This window comes from Sphaerospermopsis sp. FACHB-1094 (assembly GCF_014696195.1).
Classification (GTDB): domain Bacteria; phylum Cyanobacteriota; class Cyanobacteriia; order Cyanobacteriales; family Nostocaceae; genus Sphaerospermopsis; species Sphaerospermopsis kisseleviana.
On the sequence record NZ_JACJPT010000002.1, the window covers coordinates 23,461 to 50,201 of the forward strand.

Below are 26,741 nucleotides of genomic sequence, written 5' to 3' on the forward strand. Positions count from 1 at the left end.
CATTACGACCACTCCGAAGCAATCTCAAAGTCATATTTTTCGTACCCTGTGCGTAAGTCCTAAAATATTAAACTTGAAGATACTGATTTTTGACAGATGCTAAAGATTGATTGATGTTTTGATTTATCTCCTCAAATACATCAATAACTTCAGCCGATACTTTACTCTCCTTGATTTGTCCTAATTGAATATCTAGTAAAACAGTTCCATCTTTTTTATTAATCCTTAAATCCTTTTGGGAATTATTGATGGTAATTAAGTATTCTTTACCTTGTACTATAATTTCCCCGTTTTCTTGCCGACTGCCAAATACATCTCCTATTCGTTGAGCGATTTGTGTGATGCGATTAATAGAATGTAATTCTTGAAAATCATTATTCATTGCTAAACGTGCTTTATCTGTTAATCCTCTACCTGATTTAAACTCATTACCAACTTCGGCAATTCGCTGAATATATTCTGCTGACTTACCTAATTTTTGTGCAGTTAAATACCAAGTTCTTAATTGTTCTATAGTTGTTTCTTTATGATAAAAACTGGTATCAGCAGCCTCTTTTTGAACAATGTTTGATAAAGAAATGGGTTTAGAGTTAGGCGAATTTATTTTGTCAGATGATTCTACAGATAATGGTTGTTTAGTTACTGAAGAAGATACTTCTGAAGTAGTTTGTGAAAAAGATTGTGGTTGTTGGTTAGTAAGCGTAGTATCTTGTTCCAGTTTGACTGCGCGTGTGTACCCATCCTTAATAGCTTCCAACTTATACCCCTGTGTTTCTAAATGTTGTTTTACCAGTTTGTCAGTACCAGCAGCATTACCCACTACAAAGGAACTGTTAGAGGCGATCGCCTGATCAATCAGTGGTACATAATGTTTATTGAAAGTTTCCAGAATTTGTTGTTGAGTAACACCCCTCCAAGGACCAGAACCTGAAACCATAATTGTGTCATTGGCTGAGTAAACACCTGTATTTGCGCGATCGCCCCAAGCTTGTTGATAATTGCGGGTGCTAGAGGGTGTTTCAGGTGGTGCAGTAGATATACCAATGAATTGAGTAGCTACTTCAGCCATTGCTATATCTTTTTGCATATGTGTTGCTACAGCAGCATTCAGGGGTTGGAGATTAGCAAGTGGGTTAGAAGTTTTGGGAGAAGTAATAATTTCTTGGCCAAAATCTCTAGGTTGCGGTGTAGTAACTGTTTTTACATCTTCCTTGGATTGCAATTCCGAGGATACTTGAGTAATAGTTTGAGAGTTTTCCAACACCCTAGAATATCCCTCAATCAAAGCACGAATAAACGGAGATTCTTTACCCTTGCCTTCCCAGTAGTTATCTCTGGCAGAAGTGACATAGTGAGTACAGTTTTCCAGCCATTCCACACCTCCCCTTTGGGTGATGGCTGCAAACAACTTGGGGTGTTGTTCTAACTTAGCTTGAATAATTTCTGCCATTAACTGTATTCGTGGTTCTCCCAAGGGTACTGTAGTTTTGTAGTGTTGATAAGCTTGTTCAGCAGAGACAAAAGGAACTCCAGCAGGTTTATCTTGGGTATAAGTTTCTGGTCCATATTTGCCGGCGGTTACTGCGGCGTTATCACGGAAAGATACAGGATACTCCCCTTGAATTTTGCCTAATTCTTTGGCTTTAACAGTAGGATTAGTCATAGCCGCACCTAGAGGGTCAGAACTTCGAGAACCGATATTCACTGGAGAATTAATAACAGATGCCAGGGGTGTAGTTGTAGATAAAGGTGGTGGTATAGCAGGTGTAACTAATGACTGTTCAAGTTTTGCGCTGGGAAAAGGTACGATTTTACCGTTAACATAATCTCCCAGTGGTTCCATGTTCAGTCCCCACACTTCCGGTTTATCCCTAAAGGTAGTGAGTTCTCGACTGCTGTGTTTTTCCATTGCTGCCCATTGTTGCTGATATGCTGGATCTGCAATCATTTCTGGGGTGATGCGGTATTGTTTACCTACTCGAAAGGCAACTTGTTGGGAACTAGATTTGGCGATGGCGGAACGCCCGCCGGAGGCGATCGCAATATCTCCCTCTTTAAACCCATAAGCTTTGTACGGTTCATAAGTCCTGGTTGTATGACATCTACCATATCCGCGCATAGCATCAATAGTAGTGCTGACTGGTAAAGGATTGGGTTCACCGTGCATTTTCAGAGGAAACACCATTTGCACAGGTTTACCCGAAATCACAACATCCTTTTCTTCATGTTTAGATACGATAGTGGCATTAGGTACAGTTTCAGCAATGATTGTTTGTACTGTTTTCCAAGTTTCTTCTTTCTCTTGCTCTGTTTTACCTCCAGCTAATCCCGAACCTAATCGCTCTGGAATATAAATAGCTAGATTGTTATTAGTAGCATACTGATTTACTTGATTAAGTCCTTGTTTTAATGCTTCAAAATTAGTTTGTCTGACACTGGTACCATAATTATACTGACCAGCTACATTTGCTACTATTAGTTCACCTGCTTTTGATGACGATACTTGTACAAACTGCACATCTCCTAATTGCCAATCTCCTTTTTTCAAATATTCTTGTTTAACTATCGGCCACTTTTGGGCGATCGCCGCAGCTAGTCCTGCCCCCATTTTCTTCTGACAATTTACTTGCTGTACAATTATTCCTGTTTGTATTTCCAGAATGTTTTGTTTAATAGTGTTATTAACAGGTAATATCTCAGCTACTGCGGATATCTGTTGTTGATTTTCACAAATTAAAATGGTTTCTTCGGGTGTAACTGTAACAGGAATTATTGTTGTAGATGATTCTTGAACTTTATCTATTTGTTCACCTATTATATATGGTCTATTAGGAAGAGAATTAAGGCGTTGATTGTAAGCACTATTTGTCCCGTCAGCACTTAATATTTCTCCAAACTTTGCCTTCAAAGCATCTAAATCATCATTTATAATTGTATTGCTAACCAAGTAAAATACAGACATCCCTTTTTTAGTCTCTAGTAGTACATCTTGTCCAGGTAAAATATTAAATTCAATATTTTTAGCTTGCAACCAATTTTGTACTAATTCTGTTTTATAGTTATCTACCGTCATCCCTATTAAACCAAGTACCTGATCTTCCTTAGCCGAAAATAAGATTGTGGGACGCTTTTTGATTTTCTCCAGTAACAAACCACTATTTTCCACCATTATCTCTTGTTTCGTTACTGTATTTAATTGAGAGTTATCCTGAAAAGCTTGAGCTTCCTTTGTCCAAATTTCTGGATATTGTACTGTACTGGGTTCAATATTAATAAAAGTGTGAGAAAAATTGCTTTGTAAAGAACAATTAACAGAACCTTGTTGACCGTGTTTAAGTAATCCTAAACTTTGTAGTGCTTCCTTATCTTTTTTATAGTGCAGAACTCCTAATAACTCTCCATCAAGAAAAACAGCATCTCTATTTTTACTGGTTGGTACTTCTAAACTAACGCTTTTATATTCTTCTCCAGTAAAAACTTGACCTTTGAAATCATAAACATTAATCTTATTAATTTTTAATAAATTCCCATGAGGTGATTCAGCAATAATAAAACCACCTTCATTTTGACTATCACCAATAGATTTTAATTTAAGTTGTAGCGGATTACCATTAGATAAATAATTTATCTTTCTTAATTCTTGAATTGAATCAGCATCCAGTTCTCCTAATGTTTGACCATCCAATTTAATTTTAGCTGTGTTAACAGGAATGGGTAAATTACCAATAGTGAGTGTAACTGCTTCACCATTGAAAGTCTTACCTGCGTGAGAAAATTTACTAATTTCTCTGATAGTAATGTTGATTGGTGATTGTGATGGTAAATTAATAGTTGCTGTAGCTGTATAAGCTTCACCTGGTTTAATATATGCTTGTGCTTGAGTACCAATTGGTAACTGGCCTGTTCTTTGTTCCAAAACAGCAAATTCTTTGTATTCTCCATCATTATCTTTGACAAAAACCAATCTAGAATTATGTCTTTCATGTCCTGGAGAATAGCGACTAGCGCGTATTTCTATCTCATATTTTTCTTGTGGATTCCATTCTTTGCCAATAAAATTATCTCCTTCCTTACCAATTCCTAAAACCTTGAGTTGTGAAAATTGTAACTCATCTAATTGACCAACTATTTCTTTACCAAAAGTTGCAAATACAAAATTAGAAACCTTCTTTCGAGAATTGAAACTAGAATTATCACCTTGTTCTAATTCATCTTGTCGGGAAGCTGATATACTCCACGTTGCAGCTGCAACTGCTAATTTTTGGTCTTCAGGAAATAAATTATAGAAATTTTCAGCAACAGCATAAGCTTCTTGAAACAGTAACTTGATTTGACTTTCTCTCAATTCAGGTTTAAGTTCAACTAATGTCGCTCCCTGAGTAGTCATTCCCGGTTTTAAATTATAGTCAATTACAGATTGTTGACTAACTGTTCCCAACTTCTCATATTTAGCTTCTCCATTTTCTGTTTCTCCATCAATTTGTGCTATTGCTAATAAATTATGGGGACGTTGCGAAGACCGATATTTTTCTGGTATTTCTTCTAAACGGATGTTGAGTGTTGAACCTTTCCAAATTCCCGGATGTTCGTAGCGAGTGAGATTAGTAATGGTGATTTCTGTACCACTGCTTGTTTTAACAACAGCATAAGAACCTTGTTCAGTTTCTCGACGTTTATTTAATCTGGTAGCAGCATTAAATTTTTCATCAAATTCTTGCTTATTTAAAATAGCTTGAAATTTTTGCTGAGGAGTAAATTCTACACCTTTAAATAAATCTTGAAATTGGATAATAGGACGTGATTCTAAAGGAGATGATTCAAAGTATTTATTAACTTGGTTAATTAGTAACTCCACTGGTGAATATCCAGTAGTATTAATACCTTCATTCAAGTAAGCAGATGAAGATTTTTTATCTTTAATATAATTAACATCTCGATAAAGATAGCGTTTGTTTTCAGCTATTACCTCCATATCAGGCTTTTTGGCACTTTTGAATAAATCCACCGCAATTTGATTTTGGAAACAAGCTTCCTCAATCATTTGTCGGTACATATTCTGGTTAACTAACATTGCCTGTTCTATTACTTCAGGACTTTTATCTTGAACGGATGCTAGTTTAAGAAACTCTTGCATCTGTTCTCTGTAGTCTTGCCTAATTTTTTGAGAATTAGTTTTATCACTTTCTAAATGGAATAATTTTTTATAATGATTAGCAACTTGGTTTAAATATTCGGTTTGTTGTTGGTAATTACCATAGTTGATTAAAATTTCTATTTCTGATTCTAAAGCTTCCAATGCTGTCACATGATTATTGATAATACCAACACTGATACCATCACTCATGTGAATAGCGATTTCTTCAAATTCAGGTTGTGTACCATCTTCTCTGTAAAAAGATTGCTTTTTCAGTTTAACTGTGGGATCATAAGCATTTTCAGGCAAGTTTTTATATTCGGCTTCGGCAGTAAAATTAGGATATTTATTTGCTAACTCTACACCAATACAGTCACCATCAAAATCTCGACCTTGACGTTCTGATTCTGTTTCTATTGGGTCTAATTCTTCAGTTTCAATACCTTGTGCTTTTAGGGCTTCAATTCTAGCTTGGATGCGTTTGTGGTCTTCATCGTTGACCACGATAATTCCTTCTAGTGGGTTGCCATCTGGTCCCAGGTAATCTTCAACCTGTTTGTTGATAGAAACACACAAACCATTGGCATTTAAAAAAGGTGAGCGAAAATTCAGGATTTTTTCACCTTCTATCATCCAAGGGACACAAATTTCACCATTTTTAAGTTCTTTGGAGGGAATAATCATTCCCCGGTCAAAGGTAAGAACACGACCAAGGGCAATATCTCGCCATTCATTTTGTACAAATCGCGTAAGTTCTTGTTTAACTTTCTCAGTTTCTAAAAGTTGAGCATGACCAAGTAAATCTGCTTTGATAATTTTGTACATCAACAAATCATCTTGTTGAGATTCACTATCTTCTTGTAAATCATCTGAATTAGGATTATCGTTATATAATTCTACTGGTTTATCTGGCGTTTCATTTTCTAATTGTTCTGGTTTTTGTTGTCCAATAAATGCTTTACGTTTTTCGTATTTTTCGCAATATAGCTGTGCGACTTTTCTAGGGTCTTTCTGAATTTCTGCAAGTTCTTGTGCTTGCTTTTCTAATTCTTCCGCAAAGTCTTTTATACCTTGAGGGAAAGAAGCTAGTAGTTGAGAAATGGCAGTTTTACCTTTTTGAGACTGTGATTTTTCACCCAACCAAATAGTTTGATTATATAAACCTGGTTTGATTTGCGGTTTAATTGGTGTGGATGGGTTATCTTTATCCGTTCCCTTAAAGCTAGATATGGGGATGATGAGGTCAATTTTGGGTGTATTTTTCACCCACGGTAATCTTTCTAGTTTATGAGGGCGAAGTGTGCCTTTACCAAAACGGTATTTAGTGTCTTCTCCATCAGTTTCTCTCCAGCCAAAGCGGTGTTGTATTACACGGAAGCTTTTATCTTTTTGTTCGTTTCTTTTAGTTATTTTGTCATATAGTTCAGTTGAAATTTGCCCGTAGCAGTCACCTACAGATTTATATGCCACATCATTTGGTAAAATCCCTCCATTTTCTCCATTAGCGTCATCTACTACTAAAATATTGAGTCTTTCATGGATGGCATTTTTGCATGATCCTAAAAAAATAGAACCGTAAGCACCACGGTCTTTTCTATCTGGACAAAGTTTTTCAATAATCTCTAAACATTCTGGTGAACCGTAGAGTAGCCTAGTTTTGGATGAAAACAGTAACACATCGCCATTTGGGTGGTTTTTTAAGTCTTCTGCGGTGCAGTGTTCATCCATTTGTCCAAAGGAAAAATCTCTCTCTGGTAAGAAGAATTCTAAAAGTGTATTATCTAGTTTTTCAGTTAAAATTGAATCAGAGTTTTTGGCATTACCATCTGTATGAATCCACTGGTTTAATCGAGTATCAAAATGTTTAAATTCTAATGTCATGATTTGATTTGTTTATCATTTACAATAGATTGTTTGTTGGAGTTATTAGATATGTCACGATTACAGCGTTGGTTAAATATGTATCTAGAGAAAGTCAATCCTGACGGTACTTTAAAATCTAAATACATTGAGCAATTGCATTCTTATGGATTTGATAATGATTATATTACTGAACATGGGCAAGGATTTAAATCTGAATATGAACAACTTAAACAATTAGATGAAACTGACCCTGAATCTGGGATAAATTATACTGCCTACGATTTCTTTACAGAAGAAGAAAAGCAGCAATTTAATGTTGATGGTTCTTTGAAACCAGAGTATGTGAAATATGCTCATAGTATTGGTATCAGTGCTGAATCATTAGCAGAAATGGAAAGCCGTAAAAAAATTGAAGTTGATAATTACAATGAATTGTCGGCTCGATATGCGGAACAGGGCATAAATTTTGGTGAACAGCAAATGCAAGCAATTATTTCAAACAACAAAACCTATTTACAAAGGAGGAAGCAGATGGAAATAGATTTGCGTAATTTTGAAGATGTTGATACCTTGCCTTTTGAACCAGAAACACGGTATTGAAATTTGCCAATTTGGTAATTTATACATCACTGTTACAGGATGTCACAAGGAACAGGTGACAGGTGACAGTGTGAAAAGTCTTTTGTTATTTGGGTTTTATCATCAATTGATTGATGTCCTAACATGGGCGATCGCTATAACTACTAATAGTTTCCTCAGATTTGATTCTAAAAGTTATTTCACTGATGTTGCTAGTAAAAAAAAGTAGAATTGGAGGTAGTTTTTGTTTGTTGCTTTATATCGTTTGATATAAATCAAAACCATTTTTGATATAACTGTCTTTACTCCAATTCTCTGTTATTTTCTTGTTCTTCTTGTCGGTTGTGGGTTAACAGTAGCATTTTCAGTCTTTCCAATATCATCAAATCTTCATCTGTCAACCCTTTATCTTTACCTTTAGCGTCATCATAGAGGTAAATTTCTGCAATTTCTTCCCCATTTTTGCGTTTTAGTTTGAGAATGTCTTTCTCTAGTTGAAGGTCGTAGTATTTTCCTGAATATGTTTCTGGTTGTCCTGCTTGTTGCCAAAAAAACCTGATAGTTGGGCTGATGCTGTTAGCGTGATTTTGTGAGCGATTAACCGATTGGTGTGCGCTCAACAAAGGTGTGTTGGAAGGTATTGCATTACTTTCCTGACCGGAATCTGGGTTGTCTACAGAAACCTTGCTTCTATTCTTAGTGTCCAGAGTATTTTTTGCAGGTTTACTAGAAGCGATCGCTGAAAGCCGGTGTTTAGCCACAACTTGGCGTTCCGTTATTATCTCCGTTACTGCATTTTGAGCGATCGCCTCCGGCAGTGCGCTCCGCGCGATCGCTAGATGTGGGCGTTTCGCCATTACTGTTTGCGTAGCGTTCTGTAAGGAAGGTGGTTGTTCTCCTGTCGCTTCTGTTACTGCATTTTGACTATTCGCCTCCTCAACTTCGATTAGTGCTTGACTACCCTCATTTGTATTATTTTTAGCCTCTGGTGTAGTAATAGCTTGATGTAATTCTGATTGTGATATGTCTGCTGTGAGGGAACTGATTACCTCCGGTAGTTCTAGTGAAGATTTCTGCACCGCACTAATTTCTGAAGTAGTTTCTTGTTTATGCGTAGTTTTATAGGTTAATGGTATTTCTTCCTCTGGGGACAATATTGTTACCGTTGTTTCTATAGCAGGTGTTGGCATTTCAACCTGTTTTTTGCCCTGACAAGAATATATTGCTGGTAAGTCCCGTTCAGGGTTATAAGATACACCTCGTTTTTTCTGAAGTCCTGGAAAGCTGTATGCTGACCCTAATTTATACCCACCAACTTTGACACCATTCATCTCGAAAGCGATCGCCTCTTTAAACAAACCCTCGGTACTAAACTGAGGATGAACCACAACACCTTGTTGCTGAAGTCTCTGTATCAATTGGGTAACATTTGGTTGGTCCTTCGTAGCTTCATCAATGATGTCAGCTAACAGTTGGGTAATAGGTGGTTGATTGGAAGAGTGGTGTTTCTGTTTTTGCGTTTGGGCGTGGCGATCGCTAATAGTTGTTTCAATTCCAATTTTCTCTACTGTTTTAGCCACCCTATCACTACTACAAGACACCTCTTCCAAACCGTACTCTTTCTCCAATTGTCGTAATATCACCTCACTGCGGCGATAATCCCAGGAATCTGGTACAACTGAGCCATTCATACGGATACGCGAAGCAATGATATGAATGTGTTCGTGGTTGGTGTCATGGTGACGAGCAACAACGTACTGGCTTTGATTTAATTCCTCTCCCAAGAATTTCATGGCCTTGAGCCAATGCTGGGCAATTTTTGTGTATTGCTCATCCTCCAAATGTTCATGATATTCCCCTTTGTTATGGCATACATCACGGTGAGGAATAGAAAGAATGACATGAGCGCAAGCACGTTGGAGATTGGGGCGAAATCTTCTGGCTGCACCAAATTCTCTAGTTAGTTGTATGGGTGTAGTTCCACCCATATTGCTGTCGATCATAGTGGCTTTCTCCTTACCCAGCACATATTCTAGGGTTGAGCGAAAGCTGTGATTTTTAAACTGCTTGCCAATCAAAGGGGACTCCTCTCAGCAATGTCTACGACGGGTTATTTAGGGGTTAGCTGAATACTTTGTTGGGATATTAAGCTTCTCCGGTCTAAAGACACGGAGATTTCTGAAGAGTCCATAAACGAACTTTCTTAGGCTGGCTTAAACAGCCTCTACTGATTCCGCTAAGATCAACTCCTAGCATTACCGCTACTTTTCTCAAAATATTAGCAGCACCATTGCAGTCCGCATTAATTTTGAATCCATCAGAAGTTTTATACACTCCACGACTAACTCGTTTACCACTTGCTTTCCACCCTTCGGGTTTTTCACCGAATTTAGGTATGTTGTCGCAATCAAGAAACGATGATTGAGAAGTATATGATTCTTCTGTTTCTATAAAATCTATTCCGTATTGTTTACATAATTGAGTAAGACGGTCTTTTAATCTTGCTGTGGGAATTTGGACAAACTTCTGATTGTTTTTAGACCCCAAATCAATACTATCTTTTTGTCCTTTATTCCATCCAAAAACAATAGTACCAATCTTGTTTTCAATGCAGCGGTTAATGACTATTCTTGCAGCTTTGTTAACTGCATCACGCATTTGTCGGTTTCTTTTTTCGGTAATAGCAGCTAATCTGTTAGACCAAAAGCCCTGCGGTTTATCACTTTTAAGTTTAGCTACTGATTTGTTGTACCACTGGTTTAAACTTTTTAAATGAAGTCCATCAACAATAAATGATGTTCCTAGATTAGAAACACAGGTTAGCCAGTTATTCAAACCGTGGTCAATCCCCAAAACATTATTTTTATCAACATCAGATTTTACTTCATCTACCTGATAGACAAATTCTGCATAAAATTGTCTATTTCTAGGTAGAATGCGTACTTCTCTGATTGACTTGAAATCAAGGTTGGATGGCATTGGTAGATAAAAACAATCTATGTCAAACCATGCCTTAACTTTTATTCCCAAAGGAAACCTAATCATCCCATCAATTAACTTTAATGACCTGCCTGTAAAAGTAGCTACAGCCATAACACTTTTGCGGTAATTGGGTAATTTTGGTTTCTGGGAAACCTCACCCTTTTTCGCAGCTTTTACTAACCCAATGTACGATTTAAAAGATTCAGCTACACTGGTTAGTATTTGCTGGGAGGTATCAGAATACAATGCCTGATAATGAATGTTTTTCTGATAAGTTCCTAGTTGTTTATGCAAATCTGCTCTACTGGGAATATGTCCAGTTTTAAAGTACATCTGCCTAGAATAGTAAACGCCACAATTTATTAGCTTTTTAGCTTCTGTGCAGACGTACTCCAAGATTGCTGTTGTTGATTTATCGGACTTAATGAGAACTTGTTGGCATCCGTACATTGTTCGACCTTCAATGTTTGTTGATTTCAAAAGTATAGTTGAGATATGATTTACTTGTCAATAGCAGCCACGAAACAACATGAAGACAACGCTGGAATACAGAATAGGAAATCATTCAAAAGGCAATGCAGTAGTGCATCTTGTGTGGATACCCAAACGACGAAAAAAGGTGTTAACTGGAGAGATAGCCAAACGTCTTCGACAGATAATTTACGAACTAGCCAAAGAAAAAGACTGGGACATACTCGCTCTTGAAGTTGCCCCAGACCATGTTCATTTATTTGTAGAACATCAACCAGACGTTGCTATAAATCAAGTGGTTAAAGCTTTTAAAGGACGGTCATCTTGCTTGTTAAGGCGAGAATTTCCTGAATTACTTAAACTTCCTAGTTTATGGACTAATAGTTATTTTTATTCTACTGCTGGACAAGTTTCAGCAGACGTTATCAAAAGGTATATCGAAGATCCGCATCACGGTTAAATATCAAGGCGTTCGCGATAGCGTGCCGGAGGCTCTATAAATTCGCCGTTGGCACTTCCTCCACTGTCTAAAGCCAAGTGGCTTCCGTGCCTTTCGGCGATTTTCTTGTGATTTGGGAAAATGTGGTGAATTTTAGAGCGATCGCAACTGGCACAGCGATCGCCTTCGGCAGTACGCGAAGCGCAATCGCCTTCGTGATCCATCAAATAATTTCTTCTGATTCATCAACTGTCACCCCGCACTCCAGCAATTGCATTTGTGTTTCCTTGATGGATGCACGCAGGGATTTCACTAAGTTTTGCAGCTGCTCAACATCAAAATTTACAGCTTGTCCTGTTTTTGATGCGTTAGTTGCTGCTGTAGCTATTTGGTTAAGATTCACCCCAATAGCATTTAGTTCTGTGTACAACTTCCAATTTAACTCAGGGGGAGGGGGCAATTCCACAACACGCCGTCGAAGTGCGGCACGTCGAATAAATTCTGTGATACTCACTCTGCCTTCTTTTGCTTTTTGTTTAAGTTGCTCGTACTCATCAGCAGCAAAACGAATAGGAAATACAATTTTTTTAGCAACTCCATTAGTTACCTTAGTTTTGTTGGACTTCATGGCTTTCTCCAAAAAACTGTTTCAGAAGAAAAATGTTGTAGTTAGGCTATTTTTTAAATGTCATATGCTCCTAGAGCGTATAAACAAAACATGGCTTGCGTTTCACCGGGAATTTACACTGTTAAATAAATAGTAGCATCTGATACTTTGATGGTAGTTGTCAAAACTCTTGTCCAGCAGTCAATTCAGTCCTGTACTGATAAAGTCAGCATAAAAAACAGAATTGCCTACACTTGCCCACTTTTGCCTACACTTGCCTACAATTTTTGATCCAAAAATCTGCTTTTAGTTTATTTGTACTAAGATTTTATCTGTAAATTGCCTACACTTGCCTACACTTGCCCACTTTTGCCTACACTTGCCCATATCTAAAAAATTGAGTAATTTGGCGATTATCGTCATACATTTTACTACTTTTGTAATACAAAATTGATGAATTGGGTTTAAGAATTTGCCTTTATGAATTTTTCTCTGTTCAAACATATTTTTAGCATAATACTTAGATGAGGTTTCACTAAAACAAAAATATATCAAAAATTATATCTTGCTTATATCATTTGTTGCTTTTCAATTCATTGCTAGTTATTGCAATATAGTTATTATCCTTTATAAATTTGTGTTCCAGCCAGCAACAAAACTTTTGTTGTTTGTACTAATAGTTATGTAGATATTAATCCTTTATCAATAAATAGAGGCAATATATGACAAGGCAAAAAATTTTAGACAAGAGACTGAGATTTCAATTTCGAGAAAATACTTCAGATGGAATTTTGTTGAATTATTTGCTCAACCATTCCTATAAAAATATTGATGAATTAGTATGGCAAGCAGTACGAATATGTTTTATGCCATTAGCCTATATCAATGTAGATGGAGTAGATGATGATTTATTAAAGGAAGTAACTTTATCATCATTGATCGATTGTTTAAAGCATTGGGATTATATTCAAATTAAGTTAAATTTAAATTTATCCTTAGCTAAAATAATTCTTCAAGGGATGGACAATTTTAGTACCACTTTGACTACAAACGATTCTGTAATAAAACAGAATTATGCTAGTTATCAAAGCCCAATAGAACAAAGAATTCCTAATAAAACGACAGTCACTCAATCTCCAGAAACTAACCAACAAGATGATATTTGGGATGAAGATGTAGAAGTACAGATGGAATTAACAGATGAACAAACGGCTATTAGACAGGATATCCGTTCATTATTTGGATAAACACCATAAATAAGTAAAACCTAATTTTAGGATCATAATTAACGAAATTAAATCACAAAGAATATATTTCGGTTCATTGATGGAAAAAGGAGTAATAACATGACTAAAACCACAAATAGTGTAATTCCAGATTTGACACTGGCTATAGATTTAGGTGGTTCTCAAACCAAAGCAATTGCAAGTGTATTTAATAAAAATGACTTTCCTATGTTGCTTTGTATGGAACCAGAAATAGCAGATGTATCTGTTGTTTCAGTAGAGAACTATGAAAAAACAAAATCTGGAGAAACAGATCCAGAGAACACCTGCTGGGTGGGTATTGGTGAAGAATATTATGCTGTTGGTTTCCTTGCGAGAAACAAATATGGTGGTAATTCCTTACTCAAGCAGTTAAAAGAAGAAAATGCAGTACCAAAAATTTGTGGTGTTTTGTGGGTTGTGAGTCAGAAATTAAAACTGATGAATAAATTCACGGTTTCACTCGCTGTTTTACTACCACCTTCAGAGTATCAAGATAAGGAGCGACTTGAAACTAAATTAAAACAGGTTTTAAAACGTTTTAATACACCTACTGGTGAAATCAGAGTCAAGTTGGTAGACTTGAATGTTGTTCCCGAAGGAGTTGGTATTTATCTACATCGTCGCAATATTTTGGGGAAAAACATTAAAAATTGCAACCTTGCGGTAGCAATGTTGGGATATCGCAATGCTTCTGTACAAATATCTAATAAAGGTGCAGTAACTCCAGGGGTATCAAATGCCTTTGGGATGTCATGGATGTTGGATGATTTTGTTAGACGTTGTAGTGGTTTGTCAAAAGATGATCCTTATCTTATAGCGACAGTAGTAGCAGCAGGATCTGAATGTAAACCAGAAGTTTTAGCTACTTTATCACGACGTAAAAGTGAAGTTGAGGTTTTAGCAGAAGGCCAAGATATGTCTTTTGCCCTCCAAATTAGTCGGGATGAATATTTTCGAGCATTAGTACGCTGGTTATTGCAAGAAATACCCCGTGATATTGATGAATTAATTTTATGTGGTGGTACTGCGGAGTATCTTAGATCAGAATTAGAGGCATATTACAGTAATGTGAAATTGATTTGGAATGGTGGTGTAGAAATTCCTCCAGCACTCGATAAAGTAGGGATGGGTGTGCGATTAGCAGATGTATGGGCTTTGTATCAAGTATTGTTTGGTAGTGCGAATTTAACTACTAAAAATAGTAATACTCCAACTAATAATTCTGGTTCTACTGTTTCAGGGAACAAGGTTGTTAATCTGCCTTCACCAAAGCCAAAGGGATTTTTGGAAATGCCAGATAGACTTTGAATTTGTTAATGAAATAGAGTTTTTTAACTGGTAGGTAATTGTAATGATTGAACCTCTAAAAATTAAGAGAGGCGATCTGCGGTGGGTGTAGCGATTGCCTTTGGCAGTGCGCTACGTGCGATCGCCTAATACAACTCCTCCCTTTCTATCAAATATTTCTGCTATTCTTCTACGGAATTTGGTTTATTTTGTAACCATTGTTCTAGATCAGCTATTGTTGAGAAATCCAAAAGTGCTTCCCCCAGTAATTCTAACTGTTCAACAGATAGTTGATGAATTTGCTCAATTAAGCTGGATGCAATTACACCAAATCGCCGATTAAGTTGTCGTATAATTAACCGTTCTTCACCTTGTTGTATTCCTTGCTGTTCACCGCGTTCCATAGCCAGTTTTTCTGTTGGGCTAACTAAGGGCATTTTTCTTTCCTCCTCCAAACGTTTAATTTTAGTGATTAATCCTTCTTGTAAATGCTTAGGTAAAGTCATCATTGTATCAATGATTTTGAATAGCTTAACTATTTGTTCTTTTGTTAACCCTCGCTCGTAAAGTTCTCTAATTAACTTCCATTTACACGCTTCCCGTTCAGCAAAATTACTGATTGTGGATTTAGTCTTCAAGTGTGCCATCGTAATGATAGCAAAGGGATTGTTACTAGATTCTAGCTCATTCCAACGCGATTCGTAATCAAGGAGTTTAGCAGTAGGAAATTTGACGTGAGTTTCACCATCTCCAATAGAATAATGATAACAATCAGGTCGCCAATTGGGTCTATCATCACCTAAAATCGCTAGGCTAAGTACCTTGTTATGGTAAAGATCAAAAGCGCGATAGTGGTAAATAAACATTCGTTCTGCGAAATCAACATCATAATGACTTTGAACTTCAACGTGAATCAAAATCCATATCTGTTGTTTATCTAACAACCAAACTTTATAAAGTTTATCCGCAATGCGTTTTTCTGTTTCTGATGAAGCTGTAATCTCTTGAAGTTCTTTGTCAAGGGGTTGAGGGGATTCTTTCCAATCAATTAATTCATGGATTTGAGGAAAGAAAAAGAATAAGAAGCTTTCAAAATATTCATTTAATGCTTCTTTCCATGATTCATCATAGTTAGCTGTTAATTCAGTCATTTTTTAGTAGATGAGCATGATAAAAAATATTATATACAAATTTTTGTCTGTTTATAATTTTTTTATAATAAATATGATTTAGAAAATGCTCTAACTTTCAATAATCTCAAAGATTGTTCCACAACGCTGGCACATAAAAGAATTATCCCACTTTTTATAAAGTCTAGGGTATTTACGTGAGTATAAAATGTTTTTTCTTACTGCCCAAAATAGGTAGATTGGGAAAAATACAAACATTAACAATTCAATTAGAACTAAGGCATTAAAAATACCACATACTATAATACCTATCCAGGTAAGAAAAATGATTTTAAGAATTAAAATAATATTTGATTTTGGTTTTTCTGGTGGTGCTGCTATCTTGCCTAGTGATGTAGTATTAGTTTCATTTTTATAAGCAGCAGCAGATTTTGAACCTATAGAACCTCTGACTGTGCTAGTGCTATGGGTGACATTTTCTTGATAAACTAGGGATAATTTACGAGAGTTATTACTTTGGCATTTAGGGCAAATAATTAGCATAGTTATCCAGATGATATTTACAGCAGTTTGTATTTTGATGAATTGCATTTCTATGCTGGTTTTCAATCATTAAATGATATGGACTAGATTTGATAATGCTATAAATTTATTCAAACTGTATGATTTTATCCCTGGAGTGAATTTAATTCTTGAATATGCGAATCTAATATTCCCTAGTATAGACATAACAAATATTATTGTCAATGAAAAGAACTCTTTCCCCAGGCGTTCTTTATAAGTTTGTAGTGATTCAGTTATTTAGGGAAAGATTAAAGGTTAATTTTTTATTCTCCTTTCTTTCCCTGTAATAATGAAATCTGCTAAGGATTGACACCTAAACCATAAATTAAAATTGAAAAATTCTATGGTTTAGGTTTTTGATTATCTTTGTTTGTTCACGCAGCAGCTTTTTCAGGTGATTTGTGTTTGCGTGTAGAAGTAGTTTTTGGAGTAGGGGTTGTATTATTCTTTTTTGGTCTTCCTCTGCGTTTTGGTTCTGATTTAATTTCTTTTGCAGGTGGTAAAAGTTTTAGTGTAGGAACAGGAAAAGGAATGGTTTCACTTTTCATGGTTTCGTCAGATGAAATATCATTTTCTAATTTCATGTTCCAAGGGTCAGGTAATGGTTGAACAATAACTGGTTTATTGACTTTAGGAATTGATATTGATATGTTGTCCGGTATAACTGATGTTGTAGCTTGTATTAATTGAAAAATCCCAGCAATAAAATCTATAAACATCGCTACAAAGAAAGTAACACAGATAGCTTCTATCATTAAAGTAAGTACAGATTGCATAATTATCTCCTGAAATACAGTGAATTTTGATTTTCATGATTTTCACAAATGTTTCGCGTAGCGATATATCAATATTGTCACTATATTAAAGCAGTATTTATATGTCGTTAGTTAGGCTTTTTTGATGTATATGTAAAACTTAATTCTGTGTTCACTGTTTCTTCTTTTAACTATAAAATTTATTTTGCACAACTACTTATGTAATGTTTTTAAAGTATTCATTATGTCACTTAAAAAATAAAAAATAGGCACTGGGGAAGCAGTTCCCCAATACCCAGTTTTAAAGTAATCTAAAACTCTAGCAGTAATCTCAAAACAGACTAAGTTGAATACCCCCTACTTTATTGATACTGCTAGGAAAATCATGTATTTTGTTAATTGTGCTAGATGCAGAAGTTTGATAATCAATAGGTTTGATAGTCTTGACAATTTGAGAAATATCGCTAATCCATTTGATATTTTCAATGCTGCGACTAAACAATTTATCTACTATTCCTGGGTGAATGTGACATTCTTGAATACACCTTTCATCATCTAACCAAAAATCATCATCACTATCTTCACTACTCTCCTCATGAGATGACACCTCAGAAACATCTAAAGCAGCTTCATCCTCTTGTAAAATAGCATCAATTTCCTGCAAACGTTGGGAAATATCAGCAATCCTTTCTGTATGCGGAAAAGCTTGTCCTACAAGAGATTCAAGTCTAGCATTTTCAACTTGTGCATTTTCCAATTCTTCGTGCAATCTTGGCAGATATTCCGGTAATGAATCTATCAACGCATCAAGACTGATTAAAGGATGAGAACGCTGAAACTCAATACTTTCTCTTTTGTTGTTCATCACCCAGGGGAAATAATACTCATTTCCACAACATTTGATGTATATACCTAACTTATTATTACCAGGACGATAATAAGCATACACATCAAATCCTCGATAATTAGCAACCTTTCTCGCAGAAGTATATTGATTCTGGAAAATCTCTTTACACTCCAGAGAGATTCGTCTAGAAATTTGCGCTGCTTCTATGTCCTTTAACATTGGCTTGATTATTTGCAAGTCCTCCTGAAGCAACTCAATCTTGCGTTTTAAATCTTGAATTTTGCGATTCCAGTTATCTATATTCCAACCCAAACTAAATTGTTGTCTTTGATGACTCCTTTGTTGAATGAGTAGAGAATTCAACTCACTACGCAAATTAGACTCCTCAATTAACAGAGAATTTCCTGTAGCCATTGACTTAATTTGAGCATAGGAATAAACTCCCTGATCACAATCTTCAACATTATCCAAATCCTCACCATTCAGGAATTTAGTCGTCATTTCCTGCTTCCATTGTAAAGTTTGCCATCTAAGGGCATCCAGGCGTTCTGTAACATACCTAAATATCCAAACGAAAGGCAACGTAGAACCCATTAATTCCCCGTTTCCTTGTCTAATACCTCTCCCCTCTCGTTGAGTTAAGTCAGAAGGTCGCCAAGGGGCATCTAGGTGGTGTATAGCCCATAATCCGCGACGGTGGACATTGCAACCTGTACCTAATTTCTTTGTACTTCCCAGTAGAATACGCACCTGACCAGAATCAACTAACTCAAACAGTTTAGTCCGTTTAGATTTGTTGAAATCATGAACAAAGGCAATTTGTGATTCTGGAATACCTAATGCTATAAACAGCATTTTCAAATACAAATAAGTGCTGTATTTATCTGGTTTAGGAATACTAGCATCACAGAATATTAACTGAGTTCCCTTGACATTATTTGTTAGCTTCCAAATTTGCCAACTATTCCAAACACACTCATGTAACTTGCTGGTATCTGCTTCTTTAGTTTCTCCCAATAAGCGCATAGTTAAAGCAGCTTTTGTGAGATCCGTTGTTACCTTCAGCATATTATCAATGCTAGGTGCAACCTGCCGAGTGTAAATTTTCTCAGCCCTTTTGAGAGCTTCCCTCAGAAATTGTAATTGTGCTGGAGATGGTTCTACAACAACATCAATAAACTTAGGTTTTGGACGTTTTAAAACATCACCAATGTTATCATTTGTGCGGAGGTCAACAAATTGATCCATTAGCCCTCGGAGAGCTTGGATATTGCAGAAACTCTTAAACCGAGTTACTACTTTGTATTTACCACTCGCAGTAACTTCAGCAGAAGAAGTAGGTTCTGCAAATTGACTAGCCCATTCATCGAAAGTTTCTATTCCCAATTCTCGTAATTTAGGAAGTTGAAACATCCGCATCCAGTTAAATAATTCTGCCATAGTATTAGACAGAATTGTACCCGTTGCACCAATTACTTTTCCTGTGAATTGGGAACAAGTTTCTGTGAGCATATCTCCCAGAGTATGCAGAATCTTCATGTACGTATCACTAGCACGTTGACTCCAATTATTGGGAATACCTCTGATGTTGTACATTTTGGTGATGATAGATAAATTCTTAAATTCATGAATCTCATCTATCACCAACATATCTGTCAAATTATCAAAATCAATGTGATTATCTTTTCTTGTTGATGCTGTTACCTTGTTAATTTTACTTTCTAGGCTTTTTAACGCCTTCTTTAGCTGTTTAGTGGTGATTCTGTTGTTGGATTCGTTTCTCAAGAAAGCTTGGAGAATTTCTTTTTCTTGATTGTGAAATGCTAATTGATAATCCTCCGATAATGCTAAACTGAAGAATTGGGAATGAGTAATGATAGTGCAATCAAAATCCCCTGTTTGAATGGCAGCAGTGAAGATTTTTCTACCTTCGGCATCTAGCTTATCAGGAACTAATAAGTTTGCCATTGGATAGAGATATCTAAAACTCTCTTCAATTTGTTTTTCAGTGCCATTCAACACAACTAACATTGGCTTATTAGCTAATCCCAATCTCCGACATTCCATAATAGATGCAATCATGGTATATGTTTTACCAAGTCCTACATCATGGGCTAGAAAAGTGGCATTTTCTTCGAGAATTCTAGAAACACCATCTAATTGCCAATAGTTTAATTGCACATGAGGATTACTACCTGGAAGCTGGAGGTAATTACCATTATATTTCCGGGCAGAGAAAACATTAATTTGTGTGTTGTAATATGTATACAGATCCACACATCTTTGTTGATTCTCCCAAATCCAATTTCTAAAAGCAAATTTGATGACTTCTAATTTAGCTCTGGCTTCTTCTGTTGCTTCATTAGAGGCTACAGTATTGATGGTATCCTTGCTTGCGTAAATAATGATTCTGGGGTCTTGACGATTTAATCCTTTTTCTAGAAGTTTGGCACTGTCAATGTAACTTGTGCCATATTCTGTAATATCGTCAGAATTTTCCCCTACAGTCCAAAAAGATGTGCTGGATGAAGTAATATGAGATATCGTTACTTTTATTTTCAATATCTCTTTCGCAAACTGCTGGTAAATTTCTGGTTTAATCCAGTTTGTACCTAGCATTATGTGAATTTTCTTGTTCAAGATTTTATCTTTTTGGGAATCTGTGAGAGAATTCCAATCAATATTTGATGTTTCTAGACAAGCAAGTTTGATATCTTCTGTAGCATCGGGAAGCATTGGTAATGGTTGAACTGCTTTAAGTGCTTCTATGTTTTTTGGTAAATTAACTGCGATCGCTTCTTGCAGTTTTCTGTAAACGTTACCAGATAAATATTGAGCCGCGAGTTCCCATTTCTGGGTAGTAGGATTGTAAAAGATGAGATTATCAGCATCGAGTTGTTGAATAATTTCCTCTGGAGTCAGGTGGCTAATTTCTGAGATATAATCTAAATCTAAGCAACCTTTAATATTCAGAGAATGGGTTAAAGCATCTTGGGCTGAATTAACTTTTGTGGGAGCAGAATATGAACGACAGACTCGTTTAGAGAAAATATCAGCTAATTTGTAATTGCTCTTTTCTAGAGTCCTGACTAAATAATAGTTGGGGTCTTTCCCTAGATGTATTAGATTGTACTTGCTATTGATTCTCCCCCATTTACGAATGAATGAGTTGTAGCTGTTTTTTAGTTCTTGTTGGAGTTGTGTTAATTCCTCATCATTTACTGTTTGTTGGGCATTGATGACTTTTATTAAACAACTACGTAGCTGCCAAAAATCCTCAATTCGATTTCTCTCTACTGTTTCTACTAAAACTAAATGGCTTTTCGCTCTTTGATAAATTTGGTTTTCATGAATACAAAAAGCCATTTCTTTAATATGTTGCAATTCAGGTGGAACTAACAGTAGTTCTTCAGTTTCTTTTCTAGGAGAGTAGTTAACATTTAGAGGTATTTTACACAGTGCTTCAGATAAATCTCTACCATCATCTAAAAGAGCAAAACCTTCACCGTACAGTTTATTAATGCTTGGTGTACCTAATAAGTAATGTACATGAGGATAGATTCTCTGTTGTAAATGTGTGTATTGGGGAGATTTTCGCAGTTGGTCTTGATAATATTTATCAAAACTTCTGCCTTGAAATTCACTCAAGAAATATTCGTTGAGATGAGCTTTAGTTTTTTCACCTTCATTACCCCAATCTTGAGGAACAATTTGTACTTCTTGAGTATTTATCCATTTTGATGTATTAGCATGACGAGGATTTTTGACTTTTTGAAAGATTAGCAGAATGGGGCTAACTTGAGTTCTAGCAATGGTGTTAAATACTCCACTAGGAAGTCTTACGGCTGTTACCAGTTCTAGTTTTTGTCCTAACCAAGCCCGGAACTTTTGAGAACTGGGAGCATCTAAAGTGTAGGTAGAAGTAATGACTGCAATTAACCCTTCTTCTCTCACTAAGTCGGCAGATTTGGCTAGAAAATAGTTATGAATGCTGACTCCGAGAAAGTTATATTTTGAGTCGTTTACTCCATAGTCACCAAAGGGAAAATTCCCACATACCAAATCAAAATATCCTTCTGGGAAGCTGACTTGTTCAAAACCCTGATTATAGATTTTAGCTTCGGGATATAGATGTTTGGCTATGATAGCGGGTGTTTTATCTAATTCTATTCCAAATAGTTTTGAATTACACCTGATATCCTCTGGCATGAGTCCAAAGAATAAACCAGTACCGCAAGCTGGTTCTAATATTCTGCCTCCTGTAAATCCTATGCGTGATAGCATTTCCCAAATACTACGGATAATTTTAGGTTCTGTATAATGGGCATTTAATATGCTACTGGCAGCGTTATTAAATTCGTTTTGTTCCAGTAAAGTTAGCAATTCTTTTTGTGCTTTAGCAACCCATCTAGTTTGTGGATTTAAACTAAATATTTCTGGTAAACAACCCCATCCGTTGAATTTGGCTAGTGTTTGTAGTTGTTCTTGGGTGGGAGTGGTGTTGAGATTTTGCAGGGTAATAATTGCCTTTTTGTTGTTTTCCCATCTTTGTTGGGGTGTGGTTTTTAATTCTGATTCTATTGTTGAATTGATTGTAAACATATTCCATTACCAAAAAATAGTTTTGGTAATGGGCGCATAGCGCAAAGTTACGATTTAAATATGTTATGTATATTCGCATTCAGGTGAGGTATAGGCAGTAATAATTGAACGCAAATGGACGCAGATAAACGCAGATAGTTTGGCAATTCATTAGACTAGGAAATGCTATATGTGCATCTTTAAAGTCAAATGATATCAGAGAAAAAATATAGCTTACATTCATTAGTAAGCCATATCATTTATAAATAATTTGTGAATATTTATGGTTGAAAAATTTACATTAACAGGTTGAAAAGCTTAATAATTTGAATGTGAGACAGTATTAGATATGCCTCCAAAAGTTCTTACTAATAGTTTTCAAGCTGATAACTTTCCTGTTATTACCAGATTCTGCTGTATTTTCACCTTGAACAGATTCAGTTGCCAATAAAGAGTTTAGTAGTGATAGTTGGTGGTCTACGTCTCCTACATGACGGTATATTAATGATGGTATTATTTTCATACCCAAAGGTGTAGGGACAATTTTGAGATATTGGTTTAATGTCTCTAAATAATTGCTATTGGCAAATTGTCTTTCAGCTACATAAGGACGTAATATTTCTAGCAATTGAATAGCTCTTTTGATTTCCGAAGAATCAGAATTATTGTCAATTTGAGCTTGGCTTTCTCGGTAGCCTTTCATTTTCTTTTCAGCAACAAGGTTGTTAAATTTATAAACTGCTTTTTCATGGTTGCCACAAGCATGAACTTTCTGCTGAGATTTATATCCTACTCGACCCCATTCAACAGTTAAATTTCCTTGCTCAACTTTGGCACTCCAGAACTTATTACTATTCTGGGCAGCATCTACAAACACTAAATATATTTCCATAATTCGCCTGTTGATATTTTAAAGTGTGGTTGTCAGCTAAATACTTGAATTAGTGGCGCAGTGAACGATAGCTGCCCACCGGATATCATAGTTTCATTCAGGAAGTTGTAAGGACTGGTAGAACGCTGTTCTAATTGCTCCAAAAGTAAGTAATATTACTTATGATTCAGGCACTTGCAATCAACTTCGCAATTTGCTAAGATTATTCCATGCAAAATCTGAAGCCTGACTTCTTCCTATTAGTTAAGTAAGGCTTTTAGTTACTGAACATGAAATCAGGAGAAAAGATGATGAGAAGCATTTTTATTTGTATACGAGGAAAACCTGATTATGCGAATCGTTACCGAAACCAGGCTCAAGAAGGCTTGCGAAAAGTACCCCGACGCTCAAGCAAGTATACAAACCTGGATAAAACTTGTAAAATTGCAAGAATGGAATAGTTTTGCAGATGTTAAAACTACTGTACCTTTTGCACCTGACCAAGTTAAAAACTTCGTCATTTTTGATATTGGAGGAAACAAATACAGATTGATAACCTGTATCAATTATAAGAAGAAAGCTATATATATTCGTGACTTTCTTACTCATGCAGAATATAGTAAAGATAACTGGAAAAACGACGAATGGTTTGATAGCTAACCTGAATTAAAATGCCATTATTGAAAACTAGGATTAATGTTTATTAATCTGAGTTTGATTAACCAAATAATTCCATCAACATGAAATGCTAAATCAAAACACTAGCTACATAGAATTAATTACGTCTTTTCCTCCTCGTACCATAAAATCTGAAGAAGATTTAGAAAAAACTCAAGTAGTTGTTGATAAACTTCTTGATAAAGCAGAATTAACCGAGGCGGAAGAAGATTATTTGGATTTGTTGGGAATTTTAATCCATGAATATGAGCAACAACAAGATTTAGTTCCTGATATTTATGGAGTAGACCTTCTCAAAGTTCTGATTGCAGAATTAAATCTCAAACAGAAAGATTTAGTTCCTATCTTTAAAACCGAATCAATTGTTTCTGATGTACTCAATGGTAAACGTAAATTAACTGTTGAACATATCCAAAAACTTGCGGATTTTTTTAAAGTTTCACCTGCTGTATTTTTCCCAGAAAATCCGTTACAGCAAGATTTCTTAGAGGCTGCTTAAAGTTTCACTATCTAAGCATTTACCAGGTGAAATGGATAATTGCACCTTTGTTTGATTAAATAACTCAAAAACATTTGAGAAACAGAAACGCTCCTAGTTTACTATTAGGAGCATTTTTGTATGCGATTAATAGGTGAGTACAATTATTGACTACTCATCTACCAGAGAGATGGAAAGGGAGCGCACTACTAAAGGCGATCGCAGAACACCTAAATTTCCTATGGGATGCTTTGCAAACAACGAACTGCTTGCAGCTGCGATAGTTCCCTCCAGGACCCTCCACGAACGCTCTTTGCTCTTTTGTTGTGTACTAATTAGTACGAAACCTAGAAGTACGAAGACTTCTCTTAGAAACCTGTACAGAACTAGAAGCTGGTCGTGCCACCTTTGACCACGACTGCATCCGTTCAACAGCAGCCGCATCTTGAACAGCTAAAGGTGTAATATTTTGCTGGCAATTTTCTAAATCAGCTAGTGTTACCTGCTGCGGTCTTCCTTCATCGAAAGCTAATAATGCAGCTTCTGATGCTAGAGTTTCTAATTCAGCACCGCTAAACTTGCTGGTACTAGCAGCGATCGCTTCCAGATACTCTTCAGGAACTTTTATACCGTAGCGTCCCAGATGAATCCTGAGAATTTGACAACGTTCTATTTCTGTGGGTAGGTCAACAAAGAAATTCTCATCAAACCGTCCTTTCCGCTTGAACTCAATCGGTAAAGCAGTCGGATCATTACAAGTTGCTACCACAAACACCCCTGCTGTACATTCAGACATGAAAGTGAGGATATTTCCTAAAATTCTTTGTGAAACCCCAGAAGTATCGCCATTAGCGGAAAGTGCCTTCTCAACTTCATCAATCCATAGAACACAAGGAGCGATCGCTTCAGCCGTACTGAGTGCGCGGCGGACATTACCTTCAGATTCTCCCACTAGGCTACCAAGCATTGAGGCAATGTCTAATTGCAACAATGGAAGATTGAGGATGGTGGCAATATTCTTCGCTACTATTGATTTACCTGTCCCTGGTGGTCCCGCTAGTAGCACTCCTTTAGGTTGGGGTAAATTGAGCGATCGCGCTTCTTGGGAAAACAACCGACGACGACGTTGCAGCCAATCTCGCAGTAAATCCAGCCCCCCAAAAGGTATTGTCGTGGGTTTACCCAATTCGATACCCATTTGAGCTAATAGCCGGGTTTTGTATTCGACCACTAAGGCAATGATTGTACCATCAATCACAATGCCTTGGGAAGTGAGGCGTTCTTTCACTGTCAACCGCAGGAAGTCGCTGATTTCTTCCAAAGTTAATCCTAATGCTGCTCTTGCCAAGGTTTCCTTATCTTCAGTGGTCAGAGAAACTGTAAAATTCACCTCTTGTTCACTGGCAGATTCTTGTAAATAGAGCAAATATGATTCTAAGTGGTCTTGAATTTGCTCAATGCTGGGTAAAGGAACTTCACAGCAAGGAATAAGCCTCAATAAAGATTCATGCAATTGAATATTTTGACCCAGAAGTACAATGCGTTTTTCAGTTGGTTTGAGACGATGGTACAAGTTCTTGACCCTGGTGAGAACTTCCCAACTTAATTGCAGGGAGTTTTTACCCACAAAGGGGTGAACGTCTCCCAGAATGAAAACCCCATTCCCCTCAAAATTGCTGATGTACTCGAATACATATATTAAAGGGTCAGCGTGGGGAGGCTTTTTATAAGTATCAACTGATTTGAATACCAGTCCACCGTCGTCAGCAATTAGACATTGTTCTAAGCTGGATACTCCTAAATTCCAGAAATACACAGGACTATTGAGTTTGTCCATGACTTCAGTAGTTAACCATTGAATAATGGTCGCTTCTTCAGGGGAGAGAACCTCTAAAGCCACAATGGGTATTTGAGAGTCAATGGTGGTAATTAAGTTTGATAATTTCATGGTTGTGAATTTTGCTCAGGTACGGGATAAAGTTCGTTATGAGTGGTGACAAGATGTACAACTACTTCGTAAGCTTCGGCATCACTGTTAAAGGCTTCAGTAACTCCAGAAGACTGTGGATGAGCAATAGCGGAAATTAGGGCATTAACTAAAGTGCAAAGTCCCTCAGTATTTCCTTTGATAATTACTGGTTGTCGCGCTCCTTTTGAGGTGTAAATATGGAGCATGGGATATTCTTCGGGTAGTTCACTCATGGAAA

General features: G+C 36.4%; 18 protein-coding genes. 7 read left to right on the forward strand and 11 right to left on the reverse strand.

Annotated features, from left to right (window positions below):
* Positions 1–67: 67 nt before the first annotated feature.
* Positions 68–7,015: a hypothetical protein gene (locus H6F47_RS27660; RefSeq protein ID WP_242027295.1), complete on the reverse strand. Its 6,948-nt coding sequence runs from the start codon at positions 7,013–7,015 to the stop codon at positions 68–70.
* A gap of 51 nt (positions 7,016–7,066) precedes the next feature.
* On the opposite strand from H6F47_RS27660, the gene H6F47_RS00735 reads away from it, so the two are divergent.
* Both H6F47_RS00735 and H6F47_RS27565 read left to right on the forward strand, forming a co-directional pair.
* On the forward strand, positions 7,067–7,597 hold the full coding sequence (locus H6F47_RS00735) for a hypothetical protein (RefSeq protein WP_096573072.1): 531 nt from the start codon (positions 7,067–7,069) through the stop codon (positions 7,595–7,597).
* A complete protein-coding gene (locus tag H6F47_RS27565) occupies positions 7,575–7,805 on the forward strand; it encodes a hypothetical protein (protein WP_137667661.1) in 231 nt (76 codons plus the stop codon). Before H6F47_RS00735 ends, H6F47_RS27565 begins: the two co-directional genes overlap by 23 nt.
* Before the next feature lie 73 nt (positions 7,806–7,878).
* On the opposite strand, the gene H6F47_RS00740 is transcribed toward H6F47_RS27565, so the two are convergent.
* On the reverse strand, positions 7,879–9,654 hold the full coding sequence (locus H6F47_RS00740; RefSeq protein WP_096573071.1) for a relaxase/mobilization nuclease domain-containing protein: 1,776 nt from the start codon (positions 9,652–9,654) through the stop codon (positions 7,879–7,881).
* An 82-nt stretch (positions 9,655–9,736) separates the two neighbouring features.
* Positions 9,737–11,008 (reverse strand): RNA-guided endonuclease TnpB family protein, encoded by a 1,272-nt coding sequence (locus tag H6F47_RS00745; protein WP_096573070.1) that lies wholly within the window; start codon positions 11,006–11,008, stop codon positions 9,737–9,739.
* 79 nt (positions 11,009–11,087) lie between these two features.
* On the opposite strand from H6F47_RS00745, the gene tnpA reads away from it, so the two are divergent.
* Positions 11,088–11,489, forward strand: a complete 402-nt coding sequence (gene tnpA, locus H6F47_RS00750; RefSeq protein WP_096573069.1) for an IS200/IS605 family transposase — start codon at positions 11,088–11,090, stop codon at positions 11,487–11,489.
* A gap of 202 nt (positions 11,490–11,691) precedes the next feature.
* Here tnpA and H6F47_RS00755 read toward each other — a convergent pair whose 3' ends face one another.
* On the reverse strand, positions 11,692–12,096 hold the full coding sequence (locus H6F47_RS00755; protein WP_096573067.1) for a plasmid mobilization relaxosome protein MobC: 405 nt from the start codon (positions 12,094–12,096) through the stop codon (positions 11,692–11,694).
* Positions 12,097–12,797: 701 nt separating this feature from the next.
* On the opposite strand from H6F47_RS00755, the gene H6F47_RS00760 reads away from it, so the two are divergent.
* On the forward strand, positions 12,798–13,322 hold the full coding sequence (locus tag H6F47_RS00760) for a hypothetical protein (protein ID WP_096573065.1): 525 nt from the start codon (positions 12,798–12,800) through the stop codon (positions 13,320–13,322).
* A gap of 99 nt (positions 13,323–13,421) precedes the next feature.
* On the forward strand, positions 13,422–14,651 hold the full coding sequence (locus tag H6F47_RS00765) for a ParM/StbA family protein (RefSeq protein WP_096573064.1): 1,230 nt from the start codon (positions 13,422–13,424) through the stop codon (positions 14,649–14,651).
* 161 nt (positions 14,652–14,812) lie between these two features.
* Here the strand turns inward: H6F47_RS00765 and H6F47_RS00770 are convergent, their stop codons facing one another.
* From H6F47_RS00770 to H6F47_RS00790, 5 genes are all read right to left on the reverse strand, one after another.
* On the reverse strand, positions 14,813–15,781 hold the full coding sequence (locus H6F47_RS00770) for a DUF4351 domain-containing protein (RefSeq protein WP_096573063.1): 969 nt from the start codon (positions 15,779–15,781) through the stop codon (positions 14,813–14,815).
* A gap of 90 nt (positions 15,782–15,871) precedes the next feature.
* Positions 15,872–16,351 (reverse strand): hypothetical protein, encoded by a 480-nt coding sequence (locus H6F47_RS00775; RefSeq protein ID WP_236104126.1) that lies wholly within the window; start codon positions 16,349–16,351, stop codon positions 15,872–15,874.
* Between the two features lie 347 nt (positions 16,352–16,698).
* Positions 16,699–17,100: a DNA-binding protein gene (locus H6F47_RS00780; RefSeq protein ID WP_096573062.1), complete on the reverse strand. Its 402-nt coding sequence runs from the start codon at positions 17,098–17,100 to the stop codon at positions 16,699–16,701.
* A 310-nt stretch (positions 17,101–17,410) separates the two neighbouring features.
* Positions 17,411–22,528, reverse strand: coding sequence for a helicase SNF2 (locus H6F47_RS00785; protein ID WP_190647302.1), 5,118 nt, complete (start codon positions 22,526–22,528; stop codon positions 17,411–17,413).
* Between the two features lie 322 nt (positions 22,529–22,850).
* The gene (locus H6F47_RS00790) at positions 22,851–23,399 is read right to left on the reverse strand and encodes a WGR domain-containing protein (RefSeq protein ID WP_190647304.1); all 549 of its coding nucleotides are present in this window, start codon (positions 23,397–23,399) and stop codon (positions 22,851–22,853) included.
* 330 nt (positions 23,400–23,729) lie between these two features.
* On the opposite strand from H6F47_RS00790, the gene H6F47_RS00795 reads away from it, so the two are divergent.
* Together H6F47_RS00795 and H6F47_RS00800 are read left to right on the forward strand one after the other, a co-directional pair.
* Positions 23,730–24,038, forward strand: coding sequence for a type II toxin-antitoxin system HigB family toxin (locus H6F47_RS00795; protein ID WP_190647306.1), 309 nt, complete (start codon positions 23,730–23,732; stop codon positions 24,036–24,038).
* Positions 24,039–24,123: 85 nt separating this feature from the next.
* The gene (locus H6F47_RS00800; protein ID WP_190647309.1) at positions 24,124–24,555 is read left to right on the forward strand and encodes a helix-turn-helix domain-containing protein; all 432 of its coding nucleotides are present in this window, start codon (positions 24,124–24,126) and stop codon (positions 24,553–24,555) included.
* A 310-nt stretch (positions 24,556–24,865) separates the two neighbouring features.
* Here the strand turns inward: H6F47_RS00800 and H6F47_RS00805 are convergent, their stop codons facing one another.
* Together H6F47_RS00805 and H6F47_RS00810 are read right to left on the reverse strand one after the other, a co-directional pair.
* Entirely contained in the window at positions 24,866–26,482 is a 1,617-nt protein-coding gene (locus H6F47_RS00805; RefSeq protein WP_190647312.1) for an AAA family ATPase, read from the reverse strand.
* The gene (locus H6F47_RS00810) at positions 26,479–26,736 is read right to left on the reverse strand and encodes a hypothetical protein (RefSeq protein ID WP_137668724.1); all 258 of its coding nucleotides are present in this window, start codon (positions 26,734–26,736) and stop codon (positions 26,479–26,481) included. The genes H6F47_RS00805 and H6F47_RS00810 overlap by 4 nt, the downstream gene beginning before the upstream one ends.
* Positions 26,737–26,741: the final 5 nt, after the last annotated feature.

What these genes read in the sequence shown, in the direction of transcription:
- H6F47_RS00760 (WP_096573065.1), top strand. Translation starts at nt 12,798, where the DNA reads ATGACAAGGCAAAAAATTTTAGACAAGAGACTGAGATTTCAATTTCGA.
- H6F47_RS00795 (WP_190647306.1), top strand. Translation starts at nt 23,730, where the DNA reads ATGCGAATCGTTACCGAAACCAGGCTCAAGAAGGCTTGCGAAAAGTAC.
- H6F47_RS00765 (WP_096573064.1), top strand. Translation starts at nt 13,422, where the DNA reads ATGACTAAAACCACAAATAGTGTAATTCCAGATTTGACACTGGCTATA.
- H6F47_RS00780 (WP_096573062.1), bottom strand. Translation starts at nt 17,100, where the DNA reads ATGCAATCTGTACTTACTTTAATGATAGAAGCTATCTGTGTTACTTTC.
- H6F47_RS00790 (WP_190647304.1), bottom strand. Translation starts at nt 23,399, where the DNA reads ATGGAAATATATTTAGTGTTTGTAGATGCTGCCCAGAATAGTAATAAG.
- H6F47_RS00810 (WP_137668724.1), bottom strand. Translation starts at nt 26,736, where the DNA reads ATGAGTGAACTACCCGAAGAATATCCCATGCTCCATATTTACACCTCA.
- H6F47_RS27660 (WP_242027295.1), bottom strand. Translation starts at nt 7,015, where the DNA reads ATGACATTAGAATTTAAACATTTTGATACTCGATTAAACCAGTGGATT.
- H6F47_RS00800 (WP_190647309.1), top strand. Translation starts at nt 24,124, where the DNA reads ATGCTAAATCAAAACACTAGCTACATAGAATTAATTACGTCTTTTCCT.
- tnpA (WP_096573069.1), top strand. Translation starts at nt 11,088, where the DNA reads ATGAAGACAACGCTGGAATACAGAATAGGAAATCATTCAAAAGGCAAT.
- H6F47_RS00755 (WP_096573067.1), bottom strand. Translation starts at nt 12,096, where the DNA reads ATGAAGTCCAACAAAACTAAGGTAACTAATGGAGTTGCTAAAAAAATT.
- H6F47_RS00805 (WP_190647312.1), bottom strand. Translation starts at nt 26,482, where the DNA reads ATGAAATTATCAAACTTAATTACCACCATTGACTCTCAAATACCCATT.
- H6F47_RS00785 (WP_190647302.1), bottom strand. Translation starts at nt 22,528, where the DNA reads ATGTTTACAATCAATTCAACAATAGAATCAGAATTAAAAACCACACCC.
- H6F47_RS00745 (WP_096573070.1), bottom strand. Translation starts at nt 11,008, where the DNA reads ATGTACGGATGCCAACAAGTTCTCATTAAGTCCGATAAATCAACAACA.
- H6F47_RS00735 (WP_096573072.1), top strand. Translation starts at nt 7,067, where the DNA reads ATGTCACGATTACAGCGTTGGTTAAATATGTATCTAGAGAAAGTCAAT.
- H6F47_RS00770 (WP_096573063.1), bottom strand. Translation starts at nt 15,781, where the DNA reads ATGACTGAATTAACAGCTAACTATGATGAATCATGGAAAGAAGCATTA.
- H6F47_RS00775 (WP_236104126.1), bottom strand. Translation starts at nt 16,351, where the DNA reads ATGCAATTCATCAAAATACAAACTGCTGTAAATATCATCTGGATAACT.